Source organism: Cellulomonas sp., assembly GCF_965229465.1.
In the GTDB taxonomy this organism is placed as follows: domain Bacteria; phylum Actinomycetota; class Actinomycetes; order Actinomycetales; family Cellulomonadaceae; genus Cellulomonas.
The window spans coordinates 1,018,316-1,043,785 of the sequence record NZ_OZ245882.1; the positions used below are offsets into that span (position 1 = coordinate 1,018,316).

The following is a 25,470-nucleotide window of genomic DNA, read 5'->3' on the forward strand; positions in this document are numbered from 1 at the left end:
ACATGACCGAGCCCGACTGGGTCCGCCACGCGATCTGGTGGCACGTCTACCCGCTGGGCGCGGTCGGCGCGTTCCCCGGACAGCCGCCGGGTCCCGACGAGCACCGCCTCCGCCGCCTGGTCGCCTGGCTCGACCACGTGGTGGCCCTCGGTGCGTCCGGCCTGCTGCTCGGACCGGTGTTCGCGTCGACCACCCACGGCTACGACACCGTGGACCACCTGCGCATCGACCCCCGCCTCGGCGACGACGGCGACTTCGACACGCTCGTCGCGGAGGCCCACGGCCGGGGCATCAAGGTGCTGCTCGACGGGGTGTTCAACCACGTCGGCCGGGACTCCGCGATCGCGCGCCGGTCGGTCGACGCGATCGAGGGCCGGTCCGACGACGAGGTCTGGCTGCTCCGGGACGCTGACGGCGCGTTCGTCGGGTTCGAGGGCCACGGTGCCCTGGTGACGCTGGACCACGCGCACCCGAGCGTCGTCGACTACGTGGTCCGCGTGATGAACCACTGGCTGGACCGCGGAGCGGACGGGTGGCGGCTGGACGCGGCCTACGCGGTGCCGACGACATTCTGGGCGCAGGTCCTCCCGCGCGTCCGGGCGGAGCACCCGGACGCGTGGTTCGTCGCCGAGGTCATCCACGGCGACTACCCCGCGTTCGTGCAGGAGTCGACGGTCGACTCGGTCACCCAGTACGAGCTGTGGAAGGCGATCTGGAGCTCCATCAGCGACGCCAACCTGTGGGAACTGGCGTGGTCGCTGACGCGGCACGACGAGTTCCTCGAGTCGTTCGCGCCCCAGACGTTCGTCGGCAACCACGACACCACCCGGATCGCCAGCACCATCGAGGACCCGCGCCACCGGGCGCACGCGGTCGTGGTGCTCTGCACCGTCGGCGGGACCCCGACGGTCTACGCGGGCGACGAGCTGGGGTTCACCGGCGTGAAGGAGGAGCGAGAGGGTGGCGACGACGCGGTCCGTCCGGAGCTCGCCGTCGACGGGCCGGGCATCGCCCAGAACCCGGTGCTCCGCCTTCACCAGGACCTCCTCGGCCTGCGGCGCCGGCACCCGTGGCTGCACCGCGCCCGCACCAGCCAGGTCGCGCTGACCAACACCACCTTCGTGTACGAGGTGCGGGACGGCGACGACGCCCTGCTCGTCGCGCTCAACCTGGACGACGAGCCGCTCGCCCGGCCGGCCGGTGAGGTGCTGGCCTGCGACGACGCCAGCCGCGAGAGGCATGACGTCGCGCCGCACGGCTGGGCGGTCGTCGCCCCGTAGGCCGAGGAGGGCGGTGCGCCGGATCCAGCCGACGCACCGCCCTCCCCTGCACCGCACCCCCGGCGGTGGCTGCTACCAGGTGGACGGTGCGGGGGGCACCACCACCGGCGGCCGGTCGTCGCAGGTGATCGTGTTGGGCAGCTGCCACGACCCGAACCACGGGCCCGTGGTGCCGCCGCCGTCGTTGCCGCCCAGGTCGATCGAGGACCACTCCGACCCGGTGGGCTGGAAGTGGAACGTCCCGCAGTTGTTGATCCCGACGGCTCCGACGTTGCGGGCGTCCACGTTCTCGAACGTCGCCGATCCGGCCGCCCGGGCGCTGAGCACCGAGGTCCCGGTGCCGTCCACCCGGATGTCCGTGAAGTGCAGGTTGGTGACCGAGTAGAGGTCCTTCACCGGCCAGTCGGCGACCACCATGATCGCGTTGTAGGTGTTGTCGAGGAAGTGGTCGCCGACCACCTGGACGTCCGCGTCGACGTTGCCCTGGAGCGCGTAGAACCAGATCGCGCCGAGCCCGATGTTCCAGTTGAGCTCGTACGTGCCGGCGCGGACGGTCGTGTTGTCGGTGATCCAGAGGCTGCCGGTGAACGGCTCGGCGCCGAACCGGGACCCCACCTGGATGGCGCTGCCCTCGCGGATCGGGTCGGCGACGAGGTTGCCGACGACCGTCGTGTCGTGACCGCCGTAGATCGCGATCCCGTTGGCGAGCGTCGGCGTCTGGACCGTGTTGTTCGCGAAGGTGTTGCCGGAGTTCGTCGTGTGCTCGGCCCACATGGCCAGCCCGTCGTCGCCGGTGTTCCGCACCACGTTGTTCGACGCGACGGAGTTGGTCACACCCGTGTGGAAGTTGAGCCCGTCGGCGATCTGGTCGACGAGATAGCTGTTCGTCACGACGAGGTTGTCCATCGGCCCGTCCACCCAGACCCCGACCTTGGTGTGCTGGATGTACAGCCCGTCGATCGTGGAGTCGCTGAGAGCGCCGCCGATGCCGTTGACCTGGTCGGTGTCGATCCGCTCGCGCACGTCACCCTGGATGGCGAACCCGGACAGGTGCACGTTCGACGAGCCGCCGACCGACGCGTCCTTGCCGTAGAACCCGACGCCGGTGTGGACCGAGCCGTCCGGGGCTGGGGTCGACAGGGCGACCTCCTTCCCGCGGATGGTCGTGTACCAGCTGCCGGCGCCCTCGATCGTGACGTCGTCCACGATGATGTGCCGGTTCACCTGGTAGGTCCCCGGCGGCACGTACACCGGCAGGTCCTTCTTCTGCGCGAACGCGATGGCCTTGTCGAACGCGTTCGCCGCGTCCTTGCGGCCGGTCGGGTCGGCGCCGAACAGCAGCACGTTGGCCGCCTTGAGCCGCACGTGCGGCAGGCCCACCTGCTCGGAGTCGAGCAGGTCGATGACGGTCCAGGCGGCCGTGGTGCCCGCCGGGGCGGTCAGCCGGACCTTCGCGCCCGCAGGGTAGGTGCGGCCGAGCAGCAGGCGCTGCTCGTCGTAGAAGTGCATCGGCCGGAAGGGGGTGGTGACCGTCGGGGTCGGGGTGGTCGCCGCGGGCACGCAGCCGCACTCGGTGATCCACCAGTCGGGGTGCAGCAGCCCGGCGTTGGGGTCGTTGGTGAACGGGTACTGGTTGTACAGCCAGGAGTACTGCGAGGTCAGGGTCATGGTCCGCTTGCCGGAGCCGTTCACGGTGACGTCGAGCGGCGCCGTGATGCCGCCGCCGGTCGCCGAGTCCGGGATCGCGTAGCGGACCGTGAGGGCGTTCGCGGCCTTCGGGAGCGTGAACTCGACGTGCTGCCCGGGCAGGAGCTGCACCGCCGAGCGTCCCGACGCCTCCGCGGGCAGCGTGTACGCGGTCCGGTCCGGGCCGATGACCGTGCCGGTGGTGACGGCCGCCTCGGCCTCCTGCTCGAGGAACGGGACGGTGGCGCCCCGGCCGGTGACCAGCGCCGGGTCGAGGGCTGCCCGGGTGACCGGGGTGGGCACCGGCGCCGGCGGGCGACCGTGGGCCGACGCCGCACCGCCCGAGCCGACGACCACGGCGATCGCGATCACGAGGGCCGTACCGGGCCGGATGACTGTGTTCCTCACGGAGCGCCTCCTTGCGCAGCCGGGACGGCGCTGAGGTGACAAGGGGCACCGCGCCGCGTGGACGGGACACACCGTACGTTCTGGACAATCCGGGAGACAAGACTGAATGGGCAGATGCAAGAACTTACGTGCTGCGTCGCAAGATCCGGCCGTCAGGCGTCCAGGTGGCTGACCTCGTCCCACACGTCGGCCCACGACCCCCGCGGCCCGTCGCAGACCTGCACGGCACCGCCCTGCTCCTCGTTGTCCACGTCGACGCCGTTGTCCACCACACCCACGGAGCGGCACCCGACAGCCCAGGCCGGCGCGCCCTCGTACCCGACGAGGACCACGGGGCCGGTGAGGCCGGGTGGCGGTGGTCCCCACGCCGCGTACCCGTTGTGACCGCTGAACACCGGCACGTCGGACCCGTACCACTCGAGGGCACCGGCCTCCCCGTAGTTCTGGGTGACGACGAGCCGGGCACCGCTGTCCGCGACCGCCCGGTCCACGGTGGAGACCAGCGCAGGCCAGCCGATCATCTCCGCCTGGTCGTCGTTGAGCTCCGGGTACACCGACGCGCCGAAGGTCCGCTCGGGCAGCAGAGGGAGGGCGGCCGGCCACGCGACGAACGCGCCGAGCCCGAGCACGACGCCGGCGACCACCAGACCTCGTCGCGACCAGCGCTCCTCCAGCCCGCACGCGCCGGCCGCCAGGAGCACCGGGACCGCGCCGACCACGTAGTACGCCTTGCTGCCGGTCACCAGGAACACGACGACCAGCACGAGGAACGCCCACGCCAGCGGCCTCGCCCGTACCAGCGACGGCACGCGCAGCAGCCGGACCAGGCCGTAGATCCAGAGCGCCGCCGCCACCGGGCTGACCTGGACCAGGAGCAGGCCGACGAACTCCAGCCTGGGGCCGAGGCCGGAGTACTCGTCGCGGATGTCGGCGGCGAGCTCCAGCTGCGGCCAGCCGTTCGTCGCCTGCCACAGGAGGTTCGGCAGCCAGATCAGGAGGGCGAGCCCGGCGCCCGCCCAGGCCCACGGTGAGAGCAGGTGGTGCCGGACCTGCGGGGTGAGCGCGATGCCGACGACGATCCCGACGAGCAGGAACGCCACCAGGTGCTTGTCCAGGAGCCCGACCCCGGTGAGCAGCCCGACCAACAGCCAGCCGCGCGGCGCGTCCCGGGAGAGCGTCCGCAGCACCACGTACACGATCACGACCCAGAAGAGCGTGTCGATCGTCGTCGTCGACAGGATGTGCCCCAGGGTCACGACGACCACGCCGGTCCCGGTGGCCACGGCCGTGAGCAGCTGCGCACCGGTCCGCCCGCCCAGCTCCCGCGCGGTCAGTGCGGCGAGCACGACGACGGCTGCGGCCGCGAGCGCGCTCGGCAGGTGCAGGGCGACGAGGGAACCGGGGGCGAGGACGTCCGCCGCCCGCGCGATCAGCGGGGTGAGCGGCGGCTGGTCGGGGTAGCCCCACGCGAGGCGGCGACCCGCGGCGACGAAGTAGAGCTCGTCGCGGTGCGGGCCGTAGCGCGACGAGAGGCCGACGAGCAGCGCGAGCAGGCCGCCCGCGGCGGCGAGCACCCAGGGCCAGCTGACGGGCGGGAGCTCGCCGCGACGCCGGCCGACGTCGGCGACGACCACACGCGGAGGGTAGCGAACCGGCCGCGCGCTGCGGCAGGGGCCGGGTGAGACTGGTGCGCATGATCACTGCACCGATCCCCACCCTGACCCTGCCCGGCGGGCAGATCCCCGTCGTCGGACTCGGCACCTGGCAGTCGGAGGGCGGCGAGGCCGAGCGCGCGGTCAGCGCGGCCCTCCAGCTGGGCTACCGGCACATCGACACCGCCACGGGCTACGGCAACGAGGCCGAGGTCGGCCGGGCACTGGCCACGGTCGGCATCGACCGCGACGACGTCTTCGTCACCACCAAGCTCCCGCCGGACCATGCCGGCCGCGCCCGCCGCACGCTCACCGAGTCGCTCGCCGCGCTGGGCACCGACCACCTGGACCTCTGGCTCATCCACTGGCCGCCGCACCGCCAGGCGTCGCCGGAGACGTGGCAGGTGTTCCGTGAGGCGCGCGACGAGGGCCTGGTCCGCTCGATCGGCGTGTCCAACTACTCGATCGCACAGCTCGACGAGCTGATCGCCGCCACCGGCGAGGCCCCCGCGGTCAACCAGATCCCGTACAGCCCCCGCGACCACGACCCCGACCTGCTGACCGCCCACCGCGAGCGCGGCATCGTCGTGGAGGGCTACAGCCCGCTCAAGCGGACGAGCCTGGAGGCTCCCGCCCTCGTGGCCGCCGCCGAGGCGCACGGGGTCACGCCCGCCCAGGTGGTGCTGAGGTGGCACGTCCAGCACGACGTCGTCGTCATCCCGAAGTCCACCCGCCGGGAGCGGATCGCGGCCAACCTGGACATCCTCGGGTTCGAGCTCACGGGCGAGCAGATGGCCGCGATCGACGCCCTGCGCTGAGCCGGCTCACTCCAGCAGGTAGGTGTCGTCCGAGGTGGGCGACCAGCCGATGATCATCCCGCCGTAGACCTGGACGTCGAACACGTCCTCGGGGTACGGGACGAAGCGGGTCGTGTCCCCGGTGACCAGGTCGTACCCGGTCATCCCGCTGGCGGTCGCGCCCGCGGCGAGCTCGTCGATGCTGCCCCCGGTGAACGCGGACGACAGCAGCAGGTCGCGCCCGTCGGTGGCCAGGGACCCGATCGAGGACGGGGTCAGGTCCTGCGTCCAGACCACCGCCCCCGTGCGCCCGTCGAGCGCGGCGATCCCGGTGGCCGTCGTGAGGTACACCCTCCCGCGCACGACCAGCACGGACCCGGTGGCCTGCATGTCGGCCTCCCACCGGAGGTCCCCGGTCCTCCGGTCCCACGCGGACACCTGGTCGGCCGAGGTCACCACGAGGTCAGGCACGCTGCCGTCGTCGACGACGAAGCTGATCAGCCCGCCCTCGAGCAGCACGTCGGCGTCCGGGTCCCCGTCCGCCGCGAGCAGCGTCGTGGACTGGACCCCCGTGGTGGCGTAGTCCTGGATGACGAGGTTGCCCGTCACGGCGTCGGTCCCGTACCCGCCGTACTGGCGGTCGGACCTCGACCACAGGTCGTCGCGGACCGACTCGCCTGACGCGGACAGCAGACCGAGGCTGTTGCCGATGGAGTAGACCACGACGTCCCCCGCGCGCAGGAAGCCCCAGTACTGCGAGCCCTCCTCCCCGCCGGCCTCGTCGAGGCCCGCGCGCGGATCGTCGTACGTCCACCGCTCGTCGCCGGTGCTCAGGTCGTACGCAACGACCTCCAGGCGTGCCGCGTCCCTCGTGCCCACCAGCAGGAGCCCGTTCAGCACGGCGAGGTGCGCGTCGGCGTCGACGGCACGCTCGGACAGCACCCGCCCGTCCTCGGGGTCGAGCACCACCGCACGGGTGGTCGTCGCCGGCACGCGCTCGTCGCCCCCTGCACTGTCCTCGGCGGTCGCGTAGCGCGTGAAGCCGTCGGTCACCAGGCACACCGCGACCGTCGCCACCTCGTCCGGGCCGGCGTCCGACTGGCAGCTGCTGCCGAAGCTGTTCTCCAGCGACGCAGCACGGGCGGCGTTCGGCCCGAGCAGGGGCGTGGACCAGAGCGTCTCACCGGAGTCCCGGTCGACCGCGACGAACGCCTGCGACCCGTCGGCGGCGACGTCGAGGCGGGAGCTCGCCCCGTTCGCGGCCGTGATCCCGCCCCAGAGCGCGTACACGTCGGCCCGCGTGATCGTGCGCACCACGGTGAGCTCGTCCCCGAACGCGGGCAGCACCCCGGGGACGGCGGCCAGCCGGGCGATCGCGGCGTTCTCCCGGGCGTCGACCGCCCACTGCGTCCCGACGAGCAGGAACGCGACGATCGCGACGCCGACCACGACCCAGAGGCGCCCCCGCCGCGACCGCACCGGCTCCACGACGGGCTCGGTGACGGGCCCGTCGCCGTCGAGCAGCTCGACCTCCTGCATCCCGCCACCCCGCGCCATGGCGGGACCCTACTCGTCCGGCTCGGTCAGCCGAGCACGACCAGCCGCCCGTCGTCGCCCCAGCCCAGGAACACGTGGCCGAGCGCGCCGCTCGACCGGAGCCCGTCGGGGAGGGGGGCGCGCCAGACCGTCCGCCCGTCGTCCAGGGCGTAGGCGACGAGCTGGCTGCGCGGGCCGCCGGCGACGGGCTGGTCGGCGGCGACCAGGAGCGTGCCGTCCGTGACCAGGAACCCCGGCACGTTCCCCTCGGCGGTGGCGCCCCGCCAGACCACGTCCCCGGTCCTGCCGTCGAGCGCGACGACCCCGGCCTGCGTGCTCAGGTACACCCGCCTCCGAAGGACCAGCGCGTTCACCGACGCGACGACGTCCGACTTCCAGCGCGCCGCCCCGGTGGACCGGTCCCAGCCGCGCACGTTCCCGCCGGAGGTGAGCACCAGGTCCGGCACGCTCCCGTCGTCGACCGTGAACGGCAGCACCTCACCGGTCAGCTCGACGTCCGCACGCCCCCGCTCGACCAGCGTGGACCACAGCCCACCCGAGCCGCTGCTGTACAGCAGGACGGCGCGGCCGGCGACGGGGTCGACCACGTGGTCCGCGTTCCCGGGTCGACTGGCGCGGAGCACCTGGCCCGACGGCGAGAGCATCGTGGCGGTCCACCCGGGGATCGTGACACCGACCAGCCCGTCGACCGCGAACAGGCGCACCTCCCCGGCGAACGCCCGGCGGTCGGCGCCCGGCAGAGGCGGGCTGAACCGCCAGCGCACGTCGCCGGTGCGCAGGTCCCGACCGGTCACCTCGGTACGGGCATCCCGACCGAGGACACCCACGACCGCCAGCCCGGGCAACGCTGTGAGCGTCGTGGCGCCGGGGGCCGACCAGTCGGAGACCACGTGCCCGTCGGCGGTGTCGAGGACGACCACGCGGGTGCTCGTCGCGGGCTTGCGGGTCTGGACGCCCTCGTCGCCGTACTGCACGAACCCGTCGCTCACCAGGCAGGCGGCCTCCGCGGGTGGCCCCTCGTCGGCGGTCACCGGCACGCAGGTCCCGGCCGCCGCCCTGTCCAGCGAGCGCGCCCGGTCCGGGTCGGCCCCGAACAGCAAGGTGGAGAACCGCTGCTCCCCGGTGCGCTGGTCGAGCGCGACGAAGGCCTGCGAACCGTCGTCCGCGACCGACAGGCCGAGCGCCGCACCCCCGGCGTCGATCCCCTGGAGCAGCACCGCCGTCGCCGCCGGGTCCGGCCGCCACAGCACACCGACGTCCTGGTCGATCGCGCGCACGATGCCCGGGGTCGCCGCGAGCCGCTCCGCCGCGGCCCGCTCGCGGGAGTCGAGGACTGTCTGCGCGAGCACCAGGCCCGCGACCAGCACCACGGCGCCGCCGACGACCCACCGCCAGAGGCGCCCGGGGCCCGCAACCGGGGCCGCGGCGGGCGCAGTGGCCTCGGCGACCTCCGCCGCCTCGTCCAGCTCGACGTGCTGCATCGCACCGCGCGCCATGGCCGGACACTAACCCCGGAGGCCCGCCGCGGCGCGCGCACAGCCTCACGGGTCCCGCAGCCGGCGCTCCAGGTACTCCTTCTCGACCCTGTTGGAGGTGCGGGTCAGCGCCTCACGATAGGCGGCGGCCGCCTCCGCCCGGCGGCCCAGGCGGCGCAGCAGATCAGCGCGGACCGCGGGGGCCAGGGGATGGTCGCCGGCGCACGCGAGCGCGTCGAGCCCGGCCTCCGGGCCGCGGTCCATGCCCACCGCGACAGCGCGGTTCACCTGCACCGCAGGTGACGGGAGCACCTCCACCAGCTGGTCGTACAGGCCGACGATCCGCCCCCAGTCCGTGTCGGCCGCCGACACCGCGGTCGCGTGGCACGCCGCGATCAGCGCCTGCAGCTGGTATGGCCCGACGCGTCCGCGCTGCACCGCTCGTCGCAGCTCGGCCAGACCCGCCTCGATCGCGCCGCGGTCCCACGCGGACCGGTCCTGCTCCTCGAGCGGGACGAGCCGACCGTCGCCGTCCGTGCGGGCGGGCGCGCGGGCGTGGTGCAGGAGCATCAGGGCGCGCAGGCCCGCGACCTCCGGGTCGTCCGGCGCCAGGCATGCGAGCACCCGCGCCAGGTCGATCGCCTCGTGGCAGACGTCGACCCGGAGCAGCTGCGGGCCCGCGGTGGCGGCGTAGCCCTCGGTGAACATCAGGTAGAGCACCGCGATGACGCCGGGCGTGCGCTCGGGCAGCTGGGCCGCGGACGGCACCCGGTAGGGGATGCCCGCGACGGCGATCTTGCTCTTGGTGCGCACCAACCGCTTGGCCATCGTCGGTTCCGGGACCCCGAACAGCCGGGCGATCTCGGCGGTTGTCAGGCCGCACAGGGCGCGCAGCGCCAGCTCTACCCGGGAGGACAGTGCCAGCGCGGGGTGGCAGCAGGTGAACAGCAGCCGGAGGCGTTCGTCGGCGATCCCGCTGGCCAGGACGTCGAGGTCGGGCTCGGCACGCTCGGCGGGCTCGGCGACCAGGGCCCGCAGCTTCTCGGCGCCGACGCGCTCACGTCGGATCCTGTCGATGGCTCGGTGGCGCGCGGTGGTGGTGAGCCAGGCGCGCGGCACGTCGGGGATGCCGTCCCTCCGCCAGGTGCGCAGGGCGGACGCGAACGCCTCCTGGGTGCACTCCTCCGCCAGGTCCCAGTCGCCCGTGAGCCGGATGAGCGTGGCGACGAGCCGCCCCCAGTCCCGCGCGAACGTGTCCGCGAGCACCCGCTCGACCTCGTCGGTCACCTCGTGCGCACCGGGCGCACCTCGACCTGGCCGATGGCCGCCGCGGGGTGCGCCGCCGCGATCGCGACGGCCTCGTCGAGGTCCGCGCAGTCGACGAGCGCGAGCCCACCCACCTGCTCGCGCCCCTCGGCGAACGGACCGTCGGTCAGCAGGACCTCGCCATCCCGCAGGCGGACCGTCGTGGCGGTCTCGCTGGGATGCAGTCCGACGTGCGCGCGCAGCACCCCGCGCCGCTCCAGGTCGGTGAACCAGGCGTCGAACGACGCGAACGCGCCCTCGCGCATCCGCGCCGCCGCGAGCTCCTCGTCGGCACTGATCAGCAACAGATACTGCATGGCGGCTCCCCGCTCTCGAGTCGTGTCCTCCCTGGACGAGCACGCAGGACCACGATGGACAGCATGGGGCGGTGTGTCCACGAACCGAGGCACTCTTCGTCCCCCTGGTGACAGCATCCCTTCGACTGCCAGGAGCACCCCATGCAGACGCTCACCTCCGTCGACGGCACCCCGATCGCGTATGACCGTGCCGGCCACGGCCCTGCGATCGTCGTCACCACCGGTGCCTTCAACGACCACACCACGTGCGCCGAGCTTGCCGCGCACCTGACGGGAGACCACACGGTCGTGACGTACGACCGGCGCGCCCGCGGGGCCAGCGGCGACACGGCGCCGTACGCGATCGAGCGGGAGCTCGAGGACCTCGCCGCGATCATCGACGTCGCCGGCGGACGCGCCGCGGTGTTCGGGTACTCCTCGGGAGGGATCCTGGCGCTCGCCGCGGCCGCGGCCGGGCTGCCGATCACCCACCTGGCCCTGTACGAGGCGCCGTTCGCGCTGGGCACCCTGACCGCGGGTGCGGCGGACCTGCCGGCACGCCTCGAGAACCTGGTCGCCGACGGGAGGCCCGGGGACGCGGTCGCCCTGTTCCAGACCGAGGGCATCGGCCTGCCTGCACCGGTCGTCGAGCAGATCCGCTCCTCGCCGGCCTGGCCGTCCCTCGTCGCGATCGCGCAGAGCACGGTCTACGACGCGACCCTCACGACGGTGCTGGGGGTGCCGACACCGGCCATGCTCGCAGTCGACGTGCCCACGTCGGTGATCACCGGCGCGGAGACGTGGCCAGGCCTGCCGGAGTCCGCCGCCGCTCTGGCCGGTCTGCTCCCGCACGCCAGGCACGTGGTGGTGCCCGGTGGCGCGAACCACGGCATCCCGCCGTTGGCCACCGCAGAGGTCGTGCGGCAGCTGCTGGTCTGGTCACCAGCGGTGCGCGACGTCCACGACCACGCGTGACCCTGTGCCGGGACCGTCCAGCACGAACACGCGGAACGGCAACCGCGCCCGGACCCCCAGCCCGAAGCTCGTGTACCCCTCGAAGCTCCCCGCGAACACGACCTGCCGGAACGTGCGGTAGCCCGTGACGTTGCGCAGCTCGAGGCGGTCGGCCGGGGAGTAGGTGGCGTTGCCGTTCTCGTCGTACGCCGGGTCGTTGACCGTGATCTGCAGCGCGGCGCCGCCCCGGGTCGGGATCGGCTCGCCGGAACCGTCCTGCACCACCTCGGTCACGTACGACACCGTGTACCCGCCGACGTCGCCCGCGACATCGACCACGAGCCGGTCGTAGCAGGTGTGCCTGCCGGTCCGGACGTTCACCACCGGAGCCCCGGAGTTGCCGGGTGCCGACTTCACCAGGGATCCCCACACGAGACCGCAGTAGGGCGCCGCGGTCGCGGGCGACGCCGGCACGAACAGGAACGCGCTGACCAGCAGCACGACCGACAGGAATGCACGCCTCATCGCACGACCCCTTCGTCGCGCGGGCCTCGCGGATGGACGCCCGATCCTCCAGTTTACGGCGGACGGCCCACGACATACCGGGTGAAACGGCGTCGCTCAGAGCTCGGGGACGCACGCCCCGCGGCCGAGCTCGGCGAGCCCGGTCAGGTCCCCGGCGCCGAGGTCGGTGACCCCCTCCTGCGCCTCCGGGAACATGAGCTGCGTGGTGTCCTCGACGTGACCGAGGCCGACGAGGTGACCGACCTCGTGGAGCACGGTGGCCCGGGCGAGCACGTCGCCGCCGGGATGCGTGGCGGCCTCGGCCAGCTGCGGGGCGTCGAGCATCACCTGCCCCGTGACGTAGACGTCCGGGCCGTCGCCCAGGCTCACCGGGGCGCTCCCGGCCGCTCCGGCGACGAACCCGGCGAGGGTGGCGTCCTCTCGCGGCGACGACCAGCTGAACAGCACGGGCGCCCACCGGTCGCCGTAGCGGTCGAGCTGGTACGGCTCGCGCATCGGGGAGGGCGCCTCGGTCGTCGTGCCGTCGTCGACGAACTGGAGCCCGGTGGCCAGCGAGATCCGGGCGAGGGCGTCCGTGATGAGCTGCTGGCCGTCCTCCGGCGCGGCGTCCGGGCGGGTGACGTAGTGGATCGGCCGGCACGGGTCGTAGGCGATCGGCGTCGCACGGTCGTCCTGGAGTGCCATGTAGGCGAACGAGGTGCTCGGCCCGGTGACCGGTGCCGGCGTCCCCAGCGGCGCGGCCGCAGCGCCTGTGCCCGGGGTCGGCGCGTCCGGGTTGCGGGCCACCGTCGGGGTCGGCTGCGGGGCGCCCGCCCAGGCGAGCAGCTGGGGCAGACGCTCGGACTGCACGACCCACGCCCCGCCCGCCACCAGGGCCAGCACCAGCACCCCGACGACCGCCGGCACCGGAGACCTCCGTGCGCGAGCTCGCGGACGCACCTGCGGGGCCTGTCCGCGGTCGGCCGCCTCGTCGATGACCCACTGCGGCACCCGGCCCGAGGGCGAGCGCGGCAGGTCGTCCGGGGCCTGGCGCCCAGCAGGTCCGTCCACGACGCTCCTCGTTCCTCGGGGCCGCCCGGCCGGGCACGCCGAAGCCCGGCCGCCGGAGGGAGAGTATCCGGCGGCCGGGCTGCGCGTGGGGCCTACTTCAGCCCGGTGGACAGCGCGCTGATCAGCTCGCCGTTCGACGTGTCACCCGACAGCTCCCAGAAGAAGGCGCCGCCGAGTCCCTTGCCCTTGGCCCAGGACGTCTTGCCGGCCAGGGTGCCGGGCGTGTCGTAGCCCCACCACTCCGAGCCGCACTTGGCGTACGCGGTGCCGCCGACGGTCCCCGTGGCCGGGCACCGGGTCTTGAGCACCTTGTAGTCCTCGATGCCGGCCTCGTAGGTGCCGGGTGCCGCACCCGTCGCGGAGCCGCCCGGAGCCGTCTGCGTGACGCCGGTCCAGCCGCGGCCGTAGAAGCCGACGCCGAGCAGGATCTTGTTGGCCGGGATGCCCTTGCCGATGAGCTTGTTGACGGCGGCCTCCGTGTTGAAGCCCGCCTGCGGGATGCCCGCGTAGGACGTCAGGGGCGAGTGCGGTGCCGTCGGGCCGCTCGGGTTGAACGCCCCGAAGTAGTCGTAGGACATCGGCATGATCCAGTCGAGCTTCTGCGCCCCGGCGGCGTAGTCGGCGGCGTCGATCTTGCCGCCGGTGCTGCCGTCGGCCGTGATGGCGGCCGTGATCAGCTTGCCGCTGCCCAGCTTGTTGCGGAGAGCGGTGATGACGTTGTTGAAGGCCGCGGGTCCGCTCGAGTCGCACGACAGGCCGCACGCGTTCGGGTACTCCCAGTCGATGTCGATGCCGTCGAACAGACCGGCCCAGCGGGAGTCGTTGAGCAGGTTGTAGCAGGAGTCGGCGAACGCGGTCGGGTTGGCCGCCGCCTGCGTGAAGCCGGACGACCACGTCCAGCCGCCGAACGACCAGATGACCTTCAGGCCGGGGTGCATGGCCTTGAGCTTCTTCAGCTGGTTGAAGTTGCCGCGCAGGGGCTGGTCCCACGTGTCGGCGACGCCGTCGACCGAGTCGGCCGCCGTGTACGCCTTGTCATAGGCCGCGTACGAGTCACCGATCGAGCACTGGCCGCCGGTGGTGTTGCCGAACGCGTAGAGGATGTGGGTCAGCTTCGATGCGGACCCGCTCGTCTCGATGTTCTTCACGTGGTAGTTGCGGCCGTAGACGCCCCACTCGGCGAAGTAGCCGACGAGCTTCTTGCCACCGGGGGGCGGAGGCGTGGTGGTGGTCGGCGTCGGGGTGGGCGTCGGGGTGGTGGTCGTCGTGGGGGTCGGGGTGGACGTCGGGGTGCTGGTGGGGGTGCCACCGGTACAGGCCACGCCGTTGATGCTGCACGTGGCGGGGCTCTTGAACGGGCCGGTCGCCACGTAGCCCCACGTCAGCGAGGCGCCGGGTGCCAGCGTCGGCGCCCAGGTCTTGTTCTTGGCGGTGTAGTGGTTGCCGCTGCGGGTGACGTCGGCGTCCCACGAGCTGCTGATGGTGTCCCCGGCGGGCAGGTCGAACTCGATCGTCCACCCGTTCACCACCGTGGTGCCCGAGTTGGTGACCTTGACGTTGACCTGGTGGCCCGTGCCCCAGTCGCCGGCGGAGGTGAACGTGGCGCCGATCGAGCCGGCGGCGAACGCCGGCTGGGAGGCGACCAGTGCGGCGAGCAGCGTGATCACCGCGGCGAGGGCCGTGGTGATCAGGACGGGACGTCGTCGGCCCATCGGTGTCTGGCTGGAGTGTCTGGCGAAAGCCATCGTGCGGTCCCCTGTCCATCGTCGGAGCGTCGAATATGTAAGGAGTGTGTACTAATGGTTCACAAGGACGGTAACCGGGGTCACAGGGTGAAGTCAACGCCTGGCGCCACATCGGTCGAGGGTCACCCGATCGAGCATTTCTCCTCCGACGACGACAGGAATGCGATCTCCTGACGCCCGGACGACCGGCGTCCGAAATGTCCGAGAAGGCCATCGAAGGCGCAGACGTCGTCCCTGTTGGAAACGTGTCACTACGGCCGAGCCCCGGTGTGTCGCGACCGCGATGACCGCATCGGCGAGCCGTGGAGGATGCCCCTCACAGGGCCGCGAGGCAATGCAACGTGCGCATTGTTAGCGGCATTGTTGGTGCGTGTCGCAGGACGAAAGAACCTGGGTGCTACGGCCCGTCGAGCACCATGTCCGTGCCGCGCGCCTCCCGGCTCCTTGTCAGTGGGCGCGCGCACCATGGAGATGAGCGAGGACGAAGGAGTCGGGACATGACGCTCGTCGATCAGCACCACCGGGTCGATCCCCTGACCGAGGCGCGCGTGCGGCGCGAGGTCGCCGGGGCCACCTGGTTCCAGCTCGCCGCCGCCACCAGCCGGGCGCACCACGAGGTCGACGAGGCCCGCCGCGGGCGCGACGACGACGCCCTGCTGCGCGCCGTCGACCGGCACATCGTGCTGGAGCGCGTGCTGGCTGAGGCGACGGAGCAGCTGCACCCGCCTCGCTAGCGGCGGGCTAGCGACGAACCCTGTCGTCCGACGGAGCCCAGCCGGGCCGCGTCGCCCGGCTGCCTGACCGGTCCGAGCGGCTGCGGTAGACCACGTACGGCCGCCACAGGTAGAAGATCGGCACGCTCAGCACGTGCACCAGCCGAGTGAACGGCCACAGGGCGAACAGCAGCATGGCGACCATGGCGTGCGCCTGGAACCCGAAGGGAGCCTCGGCCATCAGGTCGGGCTTCGGCTGGAACAGGAAGATGCCGCGGAACCACTCGGACACGCCGGTGCGGTAGTCGTACTCGCCGTTGAGGTTGAGCACCGAGCCCGCCACGGTGTTCCAGACGCCGAGCACGATCACGAGGGCGAGGAACAGGTACATGACCTTGTCCATCTTCGTCGTGGCGCTGAACACCGGCCCGACGGTGCGCCGGCGGTAGATCAGCAGGGTCAGGCCCACGAGCGTGCAGAAGCCCGCCACCGCCCCGATCGACACGGCCATGACGTGGTACAGCTCCTCCGAGATGCCGACCGCGGAGGTCCAGCTCTCCGGGATCCCCAGACCCATCACGTGGCCGGCGAACACCGCCAGGATCCCGAAGTGGAACAGCGGGCTCCCCCAGCGCAGCAGCCGGCTCTCGTACAGCTGCGACGAGCGCGTGGTCCAGCCGAACTTGTCGTACCGGTACCGCCACACGTGCCCCCCGACGAAGAACGCCAGGCACACGTACGGGATGACGACCCACAGCAGGACGGCGCTCATCGGGGCATCCCCGCCATCGCGCCGTAGGGCTCGAGGCCCACCTGTTCGCCGGGCGGGCCTTCCGCGGCCAGCCGCGCCACCGCCTCCCGCTCGTCACCCTTCAGGGGCGGCAGAGTAGAGCAGACGGCGGCCAGCGCGCCGGCCCACGGGGAACCCCGGTCGACCAGCGCCAGCCGCAGGAGCTCCAGACCGGCCCGGTGCTCGAGCAGCAGGCGCGTCCCGGCCTCGACGTCGGCCGTGGCACTGAACTCCAGGACGACGCAGAGGTGGTCGGGGAGCTCGTCGGCGTCGATCTCCAGACCGGCCGCGCGGAACGTGCGCTTGAACGCGAGCAGGGCCATGCCGCGCTCGCGGGTGTCGCCGTACGCGTAGTACGTCAGGTAGAGGCAGATCTTGCGGCGGAGGTCGAACGTGTCGACGTACTCCGCGGTCAGCGCCGTCAGCGGTGTCTGGGTCAGGTGGTCGAACAACGGGTCGAACGCGCGCGTCGGCGCGATCGCCCGCAGGTCCGGCACCTGCGCCACCAGCTCGGTGGTCGGGTACTCCAGCAGGAGAGCGGCGATCCGATGGGTCAGCGCCCTCGTGCGGGCGTCGTCGCGCCTCATGACGGGTCCTTCCGCTGGGGGAACAGTCCGGGCGGCGGGTTGCCCTTGCCGTCCCAGTTGAGCAGGTTGACGCGCCCGCCCTGGCCCCCGGTCGGCGTGACCTCGTCGGCGGTCTGCCGGTCCTTGAGCGCCCGGAAGTTCTCCACGGCCAGCGGGGTGCCGGCACCGGAGCCCTCGCCGAACGGCCCGGAGCCGCCCATGCCGGGTCCGCCCTCGTAGTCGAGGCTGCACTCGGTGGCGATCTCCTCCAGGCCGTGGGCGGCCTCCGCGTGGGCTGCCGGGATGACGTACCGCTCGTCGTACTTGGCGATGGCCAGCAGCCGGTACATGTCGAGCATCTCCTGCTCGGTCATGCCGACGGCCGCGGGGATCGACGGGTCGGCGTCGCGACCCATCGAGATGTCCCGCATGTACGAGCGCATCGCGGCGAGCTTCTTCAGCACCCCGGTCACCGGCACCGTGTCCCCCGCCGTGAACAGCTCCGCCAGGTACTCCACCGGGATCCGGAGCTGGTCGATGGCCGCGAACAGGTTGCCCTTCGACTCGGCGTCCTCACCGGTCTCCGCGACCGCGTCCACCACCGGCGACAGCGGCGGGATGTACCAGACCATCGGCATCGTGCGGTACTCGGGGTGCAGCGGCAGGGCCACCTTGAACGTGCTGATCAGGGCCCAGATCGGGGAGCGCTGGGCGGCCTCGATCCAGTCGCGGGGGATGCCGGCGCGCTCGGCCTCCCGGACCACCGCGGGGTCGTGCGGGTCGCAGAACACCCCGCGCTGCGCCTCCAGCAGGTCGTGCTCGTCGGTCACCGACGCGGCCTCGAGCACCTTGTCCGCGTCGTAGAGGACCAGGCCGAGGTACCGCAGCCGGCCGACGCACGTCTCCGAGCAGACCGTCGGAAGGCCGACCTCGATGCGTGGGAAGCAGAAGGTGCACTTCTCGGCCTTGCCCGTGCGGTGGTTGAAGTAGATCTTCTTGTACGGGCAGCCCGTGACGCACTTGCGCCAGCCCTTGCACTGGTCCTGGTCGACCAGCACGATCCCGTCCTCGGCCCGCTTGTAGATGGCGCCCGAGGGGCAGGACGCGGCGCACGACGGGTTGAGGCAGTGCTCGCAGATGCGCGGCAGGTAGAACATGAACGTCTGCTCGAACTCGAACTTGATCTTGGTCGACACCCTGGCCAGGATCGGGTCGCCCGCGAGCGTCGCGGCGCTGCCGCCCAGGTCGTCGTCCCAGTTGGCGCTCCACCCGATCTGCATGGGCTCGCCGCTGATCAGCGACCGCGGGCGCGCCACCGGGGTGTGCTCCTGCAGGGGCGCGGTGGTCAGCGTCTCGTAGTCGTAGGTCCAGGGCTCGTAGTAGTCGTCGAGCGACGGCATCTTGGGGCTGACGAAGATCGTCGCCAGGTTCTTCAGCCGCCCGCCCGCCTTGAGCTTGAGGCGGCCGCGCTTGTTCAGCGTCCACCCGCCCTGCCAGCGCTCCTGGTCCTGGTACGTCCTCGGGTACCCCTGCCCAGGCCGCGTCTCCACGTTGTTGAACCAGACGTACTCGGTGCCGGCCCGGTTGGTCCACGCCTGCTTGCAGGTGACCGAGCACGTGTGACAGCCGATGCACTTGTCGAGGTTCATCACCATCGACATCTGCGCCATGATCCGCATCAGTACTCCACCTCCTGCGAGCGCCGACGGATGACCGTGACCTCGTCCCGCTGGTTGCCCGTGGGCCCCAGGTAGTTGAACGCGAAGGTCAGCTGGGCGTAGCCGCCGATGAGGTGGCTCGGTTTCATGAGGATGCGGGTCAGCGAGTTGTGGATGCCGCCGCGCTTGCCGGAGGTCTGCGAGCGCGGGACGTCGATGAGCCGGTCCTGCGCGTGGTGCATGTAGACCGTCCCCTCCGGCATGCGGTGGGACACGATGGCGCGGGCGACGACGACGCCGTTGCGGTTGACTGCCTCGATCCAGTCGTTGTCCGCGACCCCGATCTTGTCGGCGTCCTTCTGGCTCATCCAGATGCCCGGACCGCCGCGCGACAGGCTGAGCATCAGCAGGTTGTCCTGGTACTCGGAGTGGATGGACCACTTGTTGTGCGGGGTCAGGTACCGGACCGCGATGCCGAGCTCCCCGTTGGTCCCGACCTGCGGCTCCCCGAACAGCGCGGCCATGTTCAGGGGCGGGCGGAAGACCGGCAGGTTCTCGCCCAGCTCGGTCATCCAGTCGTGGTCGAGGAAGAAGTGCTGCCGGCCCGTGAGGGTGTGCCAGGGCTTGAGGCGTTCGACGTTGATGGTGAACGGCGAGTACCGGCGACCGCCGGACTCGGAGCCGGACCACTCCGGGGACGTGATGACCGGCGTGGGCGCCGCCTGCGTGTCCGCGAACGTGACCTGCTTGCCCTCGTGCTCGGCGGCCAGGTCCGCGAGCTTGCGGCCCGTCCGCTTCTCGAGCGTGTGGAACCCCTCGGTGGCGAGGTGCCCGTTGGTGGTGCCGGACATCGCGAGGATCGCCTCGCACACGTGCACGTCCCGCTGGAGCGACGGCCGCCCGTCGCCCGCGCCCCCGCGGACCAGCCCGTTCTTCTTGCCGAGGTACTCGATCGGTCTCGTGAGGTCGAACGTGATGCCCTTGGTGGTCGCGCCCAGGGTGGAGGCCAGCGGGCCGAGCGCGCCGAGCTTGTCGGCGACGGCCGGGTAGTCCCGCTCGACGACCACCAGCTTGGGCATCGTCACGCCCGGGACCGGGTCGCACTCCCCCGTCTTCCAGTCGCGCACGATGCCCGACGGGGTCGCCATCGCGTCCGGGGTGTCGTGCGTGAGTGGGACGGCGACGACGTCCTGCCGGACACCCAGGTGTGTCGCGGCGAGCGCGCTGAACGCCTTGGCGATCTCGTGGAACGCGTCGAAGTCGGTGCGGGTCTGCCACGGCGGCGAGATGGCCGGGTTGAACGAGTGCACGAACGGGTGCATGTCCGTGCTGCTCAGGTCGTACTTCTCGTACCAGGTGGCCGCCGGCAGGACGACGTCGGAGAACACGGTGGTCGACGTCATCCGGAAGTCGAGCGTCAGGAGCAGGTCGAGCTTGCCGCGCGGTGCCTCGTCCCTCCACACGATGTCGCGGGGCCGGTGCTCCGGTGGCGCCTCCTGCGCCCGCAGCGAGGAGTCGGTGCCCAGCAGGTGCTCGAGGAAGTACTCGTTGCCCTTCGCGGAGCTGCCCAGCAGGTTCGACCGCCAGATGGTGAGCACGCGCGGGAAGTTCTCGGGGGCGTCGGGGTCCTCGCCGGCGAACCGCAGCGAGCCGTCCTGGAGGGCCGCCGGGATGTACTCCGTCGCCGGAGTCCCCGAGGCGGCCACGTCGTCCGCCAGGGTCAGCGGGTTGCGGTCGAAGGTCGGGTACGACGGCATCCACCCCAGCCGCGCCGACTGCGCCAGCACGTCCGCGGTCGTCATCCCGGCCCAGAGCCCGCCGGACTTGCTCGCCGCGAGCGCGTCCGCGCCGAAGTGGTCGTACCGGAACTGGTCGGTGTGCAGGTACCAGTACGCGGTCTGGATCATGTTGCGCGGCGGCCGCGACCAGTCGAGGGCGTTGGCGTACAGGCCGTACCCGGTGATCGGGCGGACCTTCTCCTGGCCCACGTAGTGCGCCCAGCCGCCGCCGTTCACGCCCTGCGTCCCGCACAGGGCGGTGAGCGTGAGGAACGCGCGGTAGATGGTGTCGGCGTGGAACCAGTGGTTGGTGCCGGCGCCCATGAGGATCATGGACCGGCCCTTCGACTCCTCCGCGTTGGCGGCGAACTCGCGGCCGATCTTCTCCGCCTTGGCGGCCGGCACCCCGGTGATCTCCTCCTGCCAGGCGGGCGTGCAGGGCGAGTCGGCGTCGTCGTACCCCGAGGGCCAGGTGCCGGGCAGCCCCGGGCGCCCGACGCCGTACTGCGCGAGCAGCAGGTCGAACACCGTGGTCACCGTGCGGCCGGCCACCTGGCGCGTCGGGACGCCGCGCAGGATGCTCCCGGCGGAGCCGTCGACCGCGTCGAACCGCGGGAGCGTCACCGCGACCGGCTGTGACCCGTCCCCAGCCGCGCTGAGCTGGGGCTCCACGGACGCGAGGTCCAGGTTCCAGCGGCCCTCACCCTCGGCGCCGAACCGGAACCCGAGAGACCCGTTGGGCACCACGGCGTCCCCGGTCGTCTCGTCGAGCAGGACCGTCTTGAACTGCGCGTTCTCCGACGTCTCCCCCAGGTCCGCGGCGGTGAGGAACTTGCCGGGCACGAATCCGTCCCCGTCAGGGTCAGGGTCCAGCGTGATCAGGAACGGCAGGTCCGTGTACTTCTTCACGTACCCGTCGAAGTACGGGGTGGTCCGCTCGACGAAGAACTCGCGCAGGATCACGTGCCCCATCGCCATCGCGAGGGCGCCGTCCGTGCCCGGCGCGGGGGCCAGCCACTCGTCGGCGAACTTCACGTTGTCCGCGTAGTCCGGCGAGACCGCGACGACCTTCTGCCCGCGGTACCGCGCCTCGACCATCCAGTGCGCGTCCGGCGTGCGCGTCACGGGCACGTTCGAGCCCCACATGATCAGGTAGCCGGCGTCCCACCAGTCTCCCGACTCGGGCACGTCGGTCTGGTCACCGAACACCTGCGGCGAGGCCACGGGCAGGTCCGCGTACCAGTCGTAGAACGAGAGCATCGGGGCGCCCAGCAGCGCGTAGAACCGGGCGCCGACCCCGTGCGACACCATGGACATCGCCGGGATGGGCGAGAACCCCGCGATCCGGTCGGGGCCGTGCTCCTTGATCGTGTGCACGTGCGCGGCGGCCACCATCTCGACGGCCTCGGCCCACGACGCCCGCACCAGCCCGCCCTTGCCGCGCGCCGCCTTGTACCGGGCGGACCGCACGGGATCGCCGACCACGTCCGCCCACGCCAGCACCGGGTCACCCAGCCGCGCCTTCGCCTCGCGGTACATCTCCAGCAGGAGGCCACGGACGTACGGGTACCGGACGCGCGTCGGCGAGTAGGTGTACCAGGAGAAGGCGGCGCCACGGGGGCACCCGCGCGGCTCGTACTCGGGGCGGTCCGGGCCGGTCGACGGGTAGTCCGTCTGCTGGGCCTCCCACGTGATGATGCCGTCCTTGACGAACACCTTCCACGAGCACGAGCCCGTGCAGTTCACGCCGTGCGTCGAGCGGACCACCTTGTCGTGGCTCCAGCGGTCCCGGTAGAACGTGTCCGCGTCGCGCCCGCCGATCTGGTGCAGCGTGCGCAGGTCCGCCGACACCTCGTTCTTGCGCAGGAACCGTCGCGTCTTGAGCAGCGCCTCGACCACGCCCTCGTCCAGTCCGGTCATGACGGCTCCTCTAGCGGGTGATGGTGGCGTCGGCGCGTGCGCGGGCGGCCCGGCGGACCGGGCCCCAGGTGAACCAGGCGACCGCGAACGCGCTCACGGCGAGCAGCACGTACCCGAGGCTGTAGTCGCCCACCTGGTCGAAGACGGCCCCCATGACGAGCGGCGGGAAGAAGCCGCCCAGGCCACCGGCGGCGCCGACGATGCCCGTCACCGCACCGACCTTGTCCTGGGGCGCCACCTGGGCCACCAGTGCGAACACCGCGCCGGAGGCGGCACCGAGCGCGGCGGCGAGGCCGAGGAACGCGACCGTGGCCAGCGGGATGAGGGGAAGCTCGAGCGCGGCGACGAGGGCGAGCACCCCGGTCGCGACGAAGACGGTGAGGAGCACCGGGACGGGACCGACCCGGTCGGACAGCGTCCCGCCGACGGGTCGCATGGCGACCGCGAGCACGACGAACCCTGCCGTGCGGGCCGCGGCGTCGGCGGCGGTGAGGTCGTACGCGTTCACCAGGTACGTCGGCAGGTAGACGCTGAACGCCACGAAGCCGCCGAACCCCAGCGCGTACAGCAGGGAGAGCTGCCCCGTGGCCGGGATCCGTGCGGTCGCCCAGGTCCGGGCCAGGAACGTCCCCTGCGGCACGGGCCGGTCCGGCTTGTCGCGCAGCAGCAGGGCGGACACGACCGCGTAGACCGCGAGCACGCAGGCGACCAGCACGAACGGGGCCTCGTGCCCGTACGCCTCCGTGATCCGCACCGTGGTGAACGCGGAGATCGCGGTGCCGCCCATGCCGAGCCCGAAGAGTCCCAGCGCTGTGCCACGCCGCTCGGGCGCGAACCACTGGTTCACCGCCGGCACGCCGATCGCGAACGCGGTGCCGCCGAGCCCGAGGAAGAACCCCCCGACCAGCATCGCCGCGTACGTCTCGGCGACGAACCCGATGAAGAGCACCGGCAGGATCGTCAGCACGGTGACGGTCGGGAACATGCGGCGCGAGCCGAACCGGTCGGTGAGAGCGCCGACCGGGATCCGGCCCAGCGACCCCACGATCACCGGGACGGCGACCAGGACCGACTGCTGCACCCCCGTGAGGTCGAGGGCCTTGCCGTAGGCGTTGCCGAGCGGGCTGATGAGCGCCCAGGCCCAGAAGTTGACCAGGAACCCGAACATCGCCACGACGAGCACCCGCACGGCGATGCGTCCATCGGTCTGTCCAGCCACGAGACCCCCCGAGCGTGGTCCGGCGTCGTTGCGCGGACCTGGCGTGCTTCGGAAGTTAGCACGCGCGCTCGGCGGAGAACTCGGGACCTTCGGCCCTGGTCAGACCTCCCCGGGGAGCGCCGTCCGGATCACGATGCGCGTCCACGCCCCGAGGTACAGCCGGTCGCCGTCCTCGATCTCCTTGCGCTGGCCGGCGGGGATCGGAGTGGTCGGCAGCGGGTCGCCCGCGCGGCTGACATAGGTGCCGTTGGCGGACTGGAGGTCCTCGACCCACCAGCGCTGGCCGTCGGTGTTGAGCTGGCAGTGCCGTCGCGACACCCCGGAGTCCGTCCCACAGTCGACCGCGGGGTGGATGTTGCGGGACGCGGACGGGCGGCCCACCAGCACGCTGCGCTCGCGCAGGGGCACCAGGCCGGGCAGGCCCGCGGACGGCATCGGGTCCTCGGGCTGCTGGGCGGCGTACCAGTCGGGGTCCACCCAGACCTCGGCCACCCAGGACTCGGCGCCGTCGGGGGCCGGTGTCGGGAGCGCCGCGGGTGCGGGGTCCGGATCGGGGGCGGGAGTCACGGGCACGGGCGTGGAGACCGGCGCGGGGGCGGTACCCGTCGTGAAGTCGTAGCCGCAGACCTCGCAGAACAGGGCGAGCGACGACGCGGGCGCTCCGCAGTGCGGGCACGTGGTGGCGGTCCCGGCCCCCGCCGCGGCGGGCTCGGGAGCCTGGGCCGGGGCCGACGACTCGATGGGCGCGCCGCAGACGTCGCAGTAATCGGTGGAGGTGGACGTGTGGCCGTTCGGGCAGACGACGGTGCTCACCGGCGGACCCGGGTGGTCTTGGTGGACGCGGTGTCGAGCGCCATCTCGTCGAGCTTGTCGGCGTTGCGCTTGAGGCGCACGGTGCCCTTCTCCTCGTCGTCGATCTCGACCACCCGCCGCAGCCGGGAGGTGGCCTCCTCGTTGCCGGTCTCGGCGGCCAGCTGGACCGCGCGGCCCAGCTTGACGGTCGCCGTGGCCTCGTCGCCGGACGCCTTGGCGGCCAGCCCCTCCTGGATGACGGACGCGAGCTCGGCCTGGCCGGTGTAGTGCGCGACCTCGGGGTTGATCCGCGCGGTGAGCGAGCTGTCGTCGGACCAGCGGGCCTTGACCAGCCCCGACGCCAGCACGTCCCCGCCGACCGCGATCTGCACGCGCGCGGCCAGCTGCTCGGAGCCCACCGGCTTCGACGGCACCCGGATCGCCACGTGGTAGTCGCGCGACTCGTCACCCCACGCCCCGGTCGGGTAGGCCCCCGTGAGGGCGTTCACCTCCGTGCGCCGCGACGTGATGTCCTCCACGGTGGGGGCCACGCGCCGGACGAACAGCACCTGCGCGCCCTGCGGTGCCCAGACGCGCAGCTCGGCGTCCGCGACGCCCTTGGACATCGACTCGTTCACCAGCGCCTTGAAGTCCTCGGCGATGTCCGCCGGGTTGCGGATGAGGTCGACCGTGCCCAGCAGCGCCGTCGCGATCTCGCGCAGCTCGGCCACCTCCCAGCTGGACCCGACGCCGCGCGCGTCGCACTGGAAGTGCCCAGTGACGTCGCTGATCGCCTTGGACAGCTCGGCGCGCGGCTCCGACTCGTTGCGGCCGTCGGTGAGCAGGATCGCGTGCTTCTGCGCCGCCTGCGGGACCATCGCGAAGATCGCGTCCGCCAGCCGCAGCCAGGTGCTCATCGCGGTACCGCCCGAGGGACGCATGAACGAGATGGCGCGCTTGGCCTCCTCGCGGGCGCCGGGCTCCATCTGCACGATCGCGACCGGCGCGTTCGGGTACGGGAACGCGCGGTTGGCCACGTGGCTGCCGCCGACCACCGCGAACCAGGTGCCGTCGGCGATCTGGTCGACCGCCACCTGCGCCGCGTACTTGGCGGCCTCGATGTTCGGTCCGCTCATGGAGCCGGACGTGTCGATGATGACGATCTCGGCGACGCCCCCGCCGGACGACGCCGCCGTGCCCGCGCCCGAGCTGGTGACGGTGACGATCGCGTGCACGTCCGTGGCACCGTCGGAGAGGAACTCGTTCTGGAACACCTCGGTGCGGAAGTCGGCCACTGTGGCTCC

20 protein-coding genes are annotated in these 25,470 nt (G+C 72.3%); 4 read left to right on the plus strand and 16 right to left on the minus strand.

Annotated elements, in window-relative coordinates:
- The first annotated feature begins 2 nt into the window (after positions 1 to 2).
- The gene (locus tag ACO06A_RS04860; protein WP_421734915.1) at positions 3 to 1,280 is read left to right on the plus strand and encodes an alpha-amylase family glycosyl hydrolase; all 1,278 of its coding nucleotides are present in this window, start codon (positions 3 to 5) and stop codon (positions 1,278 to 1,280) included.
- A 72-nt stretch (positions 1,281 to 1,352) separates the two neighbouring features.
- Here the strand turns inward: ACO06A_RS04860 and ACO06A_RS04865 are convergent, their stop codons facing one another.
- On the minus strand, positions 1,353 to 3,374 hold the full coding sequence (locus ACO06A_RS04865) for a glycosyl hydrolase family 28-related protein (protein ID WP_421734916.1): 2,022 nt from the start codon (positions 3,372 to 3,374) through the stop codon (positions 1,353 to 1,355).
- Positions 3,375 to 3,526: 152 nt separating this feature from the next.
- Positions 3,527 to 5,008: a glycosyltransferase family 39 protein gene (locus ACO06A_RS04870; RefSeq protein WP_421734917.1), complete on the minus strand. Its 1,482-nt coding sequence runs from the start codon at positions 5,006 to 5,008 to the stop codon at positions 3,527 to 3,529.
- 59 nt (positions 5,009 to 5,067) lie between these two features.
- Between ACO06A_RS04870 and ACO06A_RS04875 the strand changes: the two genes are divergently transcribed.
- Positions 5,068 to 5,844 (plus strand): aldo/keto reductase, encoded by a 777-nt coding sequence (locus ACO06A_RS04875; protein WP_421734918.1) that lies wholly within the window; start codon positions 5,068 to 5,070, stop codon positions 5,842 to 5,844.
- 6 nt (positions 5,845 to 5,850) lie between these two features.
- Here ACO06A_RS04875 and ACO06A_RS04880 read toward each other — a convergent pair whose 3' ends face one another.
- The 4 genes from ACO06A_RS04880 to ACO06A_RS04895 are packed head-to-tail and all read right to left on the minus strand — an operon-like array spanning position 5,851 to position 10,477.
- Positions 5,851 to 7,380, minus strand: a complete 1,530-nt coding sequence (locus tag ACO06A_RS04880; protein WP_421734919.1) for a PQQ-binding-like beta-propeller repeat protein — start codon at positions 7,378 to 7,380, stop codon at positions 5,851 to 5,853.
- A 26-nt stretch (positions 7,381 to 7,406) separates the two neighbouring features.
- Complete coding sequence (locus ACO06A_RS04885) at positions 7,407 to 8,876, minus strand: PQQ-binding-like beta-propeller repeat protein (RefSeq protein WP_421734920.1); 1,470 nt, start codon at positions 8,874 to 8,876, stop codon at positions 7,407 to 7,409.
- Positions 8,877 to 8,921: 45 nt separating this feature from the next.
- Positions 8,922 to 10,142, minus strand: coding sequence for an RNA polymerase sigma factor (locus tag ACO06A_RS04890; protein ID WP_421734921.1), 1,221 nt, complete (start codon positions 10,140 to 10,142; stop codon positions 8,922 to 8,924).
- Positions 10,139 to 10,477, minus strand: coding sequence for a YciI family protein (locus ACO06A_RS04895; protein WP_421734922.1), 339 nt, complete (start codon positions 10,475 to 10,477; stop codon positions 10,139 to 10,141). Before ACO06A_RS04895 ends, ACO06A_RS04890 begins: the two co-directional genes overlap by 4 nt.
- A 141-nt stretch (positions 10,478 to 10,618) precedes the next feature.
- Between ACO06A_RS04895 and ACO06A_RS04900 the strand changes: the two genes are divergently transcribed.
- Positions 10,619 to 11,431: an alpha/beta fold hydrolase gene (locus ACO06A_RS04900; protein ID WP_421734923.1), complete on the plus strand. Its 813-nt coding sequence runs from the start codon at positions 10,619 to 10,621 to the stop codon at positions 11,429 to 11,431.
- Here the strand turns inward: ACO06A_RS04900 and ACO06A_RS04905 are convergent.
- The 3 genes from ACO06A_RS04905 to ACO06A_RS04915 form a co-directional block, all read right to left on the minus strand.
- A complete protein-coding gene (locus ACO06A_RS04905) occupies positions 11,396 to 11,935 on the minus strand; it encodes an AMIN-like domain-containing (lipo)protein (RefSeq protein ID WP_421734924.1) in 540 nt (179 codons plus the stop codon). The two genes, ACO06A_RS04900 and ACO06A_RS04905, sit on opposite strands and share 36 nt — an antisense overlap.
- A gap of 96 nt (positions 11,936 to 12,031) precedes the next feature.
- On the minus strand, positions 12,032 to 12,985 hold the full coding sequence (locus ACO06A_RS04910) for a matrixin family metalloprotease (RefSeq protein ID WP_421734925.1): 954 nt from the start codon (positions 12,983 to 12,985) through the stop codon (positions 12,032 to 12,034).
- A gap of 92 nt (positions 12,986 to 13,077) precedes the next feature.
- Entirely contained in the window at positions 13,078 to 14,730 is a 1,653-nt protein-coding gene (locus tag ACO06A_RS04915) for a glycosyl hydrolase family 18 protein (protein WP_421734926.1), read from the minus strand.
- A gap of 497 nt (positions 14,731 to 15,227) precedes the next feature.
- Here ACO06A_RS04915 and ACO06A_RS04920 point away from each other — a divergent pair, with 497 nt between their 5' ends.
- On the plus strand, positions 15,228 to 15,464 hold the full coding sequence (locus tag ACO06A_RS04920; RefSeq protein ID WP_421734927.1) for a hypothetical protein: 237 nt from the start codon (positions 15,228 to 15,230) through the stop codon (positions 15,462 to 15,464).
- A 7-nt stretch (positions 15,465 to 15,471) separates the two neighbouring features.
- Here the strand turns inward: ACO06A_RS04920 and narI are convergent, their stop codons facing one another.
- The 7 genes from narI to ACO06A_RS04955 all read right to left on the minus strand — a co-directional run bounded on the left by narI (position 15,472) and on the right by ACO06A_RS04955 (position 25,461).
- Complete coding sequence (narI, locus tag ACO06A_RS04925; RefSeq protein WP_421734928.1) at positions 15,472 to 16,215, minus strand: respiratory nitrate reductase subunit gamma; 744 nt, start codon at positions 16,213 to 16,215, stop codon at positions 15,472 to 15,474.
- Positions 16,212 to 16,820: a nitrate reductase molybdenum cofactor assembly chaperone gene (narJ, locus tag ACO06A_RS04930; RefSeq protein WP_421734929.1), complete on the minus strand. Its 609-nt coding sequence runs from the start codon at positions 16,818 to 16,820 to the stop codon at positions 16,212 to 16,214. The genes narI and narJ overlap by 4 nt, the downstream gene beginning before the upstream one ends.
- Positions 16,817 to 18,478: a nitrate reductase subunit beta gene (narH, locus tag ACO06A_RS04935; RefSeq protein ID WP_421734930.1), complete on the minus strand. Its 1,662-nt coding sequence runs from the start codon at positions 18,476 to 18,478 to the stop codon at positions 16,817 to 16,819. The genes narJ and narH overlap by 4 nt, the downstream gene beginning before the upstream one ends.
- Positions 18,478 to 22,155 (minus strand): nitrate reductase subunit alpha, encoded by a 3,678-nt coding sequence (locus ACO06A_RS04940; RefSeq protein ID WP_421734931.1) that lies wholly within the window; start codon positions 22,153 to 22,155, stop codon positions 18,478 to 18,480. Before ACO06A_RS04940 ends, narH begins: the two co-directional genes overlap by 1 nt.
- Positions 22,156 to 22,165: 10 nt before the next feature.
- Positions 22,166 to 23,374 (minus strand): MFS transporter, encoded by a 1,209-nt coding sequence (locus ACO06A_RS04945; protein WP_421734932.1) that lies wholly within the window; start codon positions 23,372 to 23,374, stop codon positions 22,166 to 22,168.
- A 99-nt stretch (positions 23,375 to 23,473) separates the two neighbouring features.
- The gene (locus ACO06A_RS04950) at positions 23,474 to 24,187 is read right to left on the minus strand and encodes an FHA domain-containing protein (protein ID WP_421734933.1); all 714 of its coding nucleotides are present in this window, start codon (positions 24,185 to 24,187) and stop codon (positions 23,474 to 23,476) included.
- Positions 24,184 to 25,461: a vWA domain-containing protein gene (locus ACO06A_RS04955; protein WP_421734934.1), complete on the minus strand. Its 1,278-nt coding sequence runs from the start codon at positions 25,459 to 25,461 to the stop codon at positions 24,184 to 24,186. The genes ACO06A_RS04950 and ACO06A_RS04955 overlap by 4 nt, the downstream gene beginning before the upstream one ends.
- Between the last annotated feature and the right edge of the window lie 9 nt (positions 25,462 to 25,470).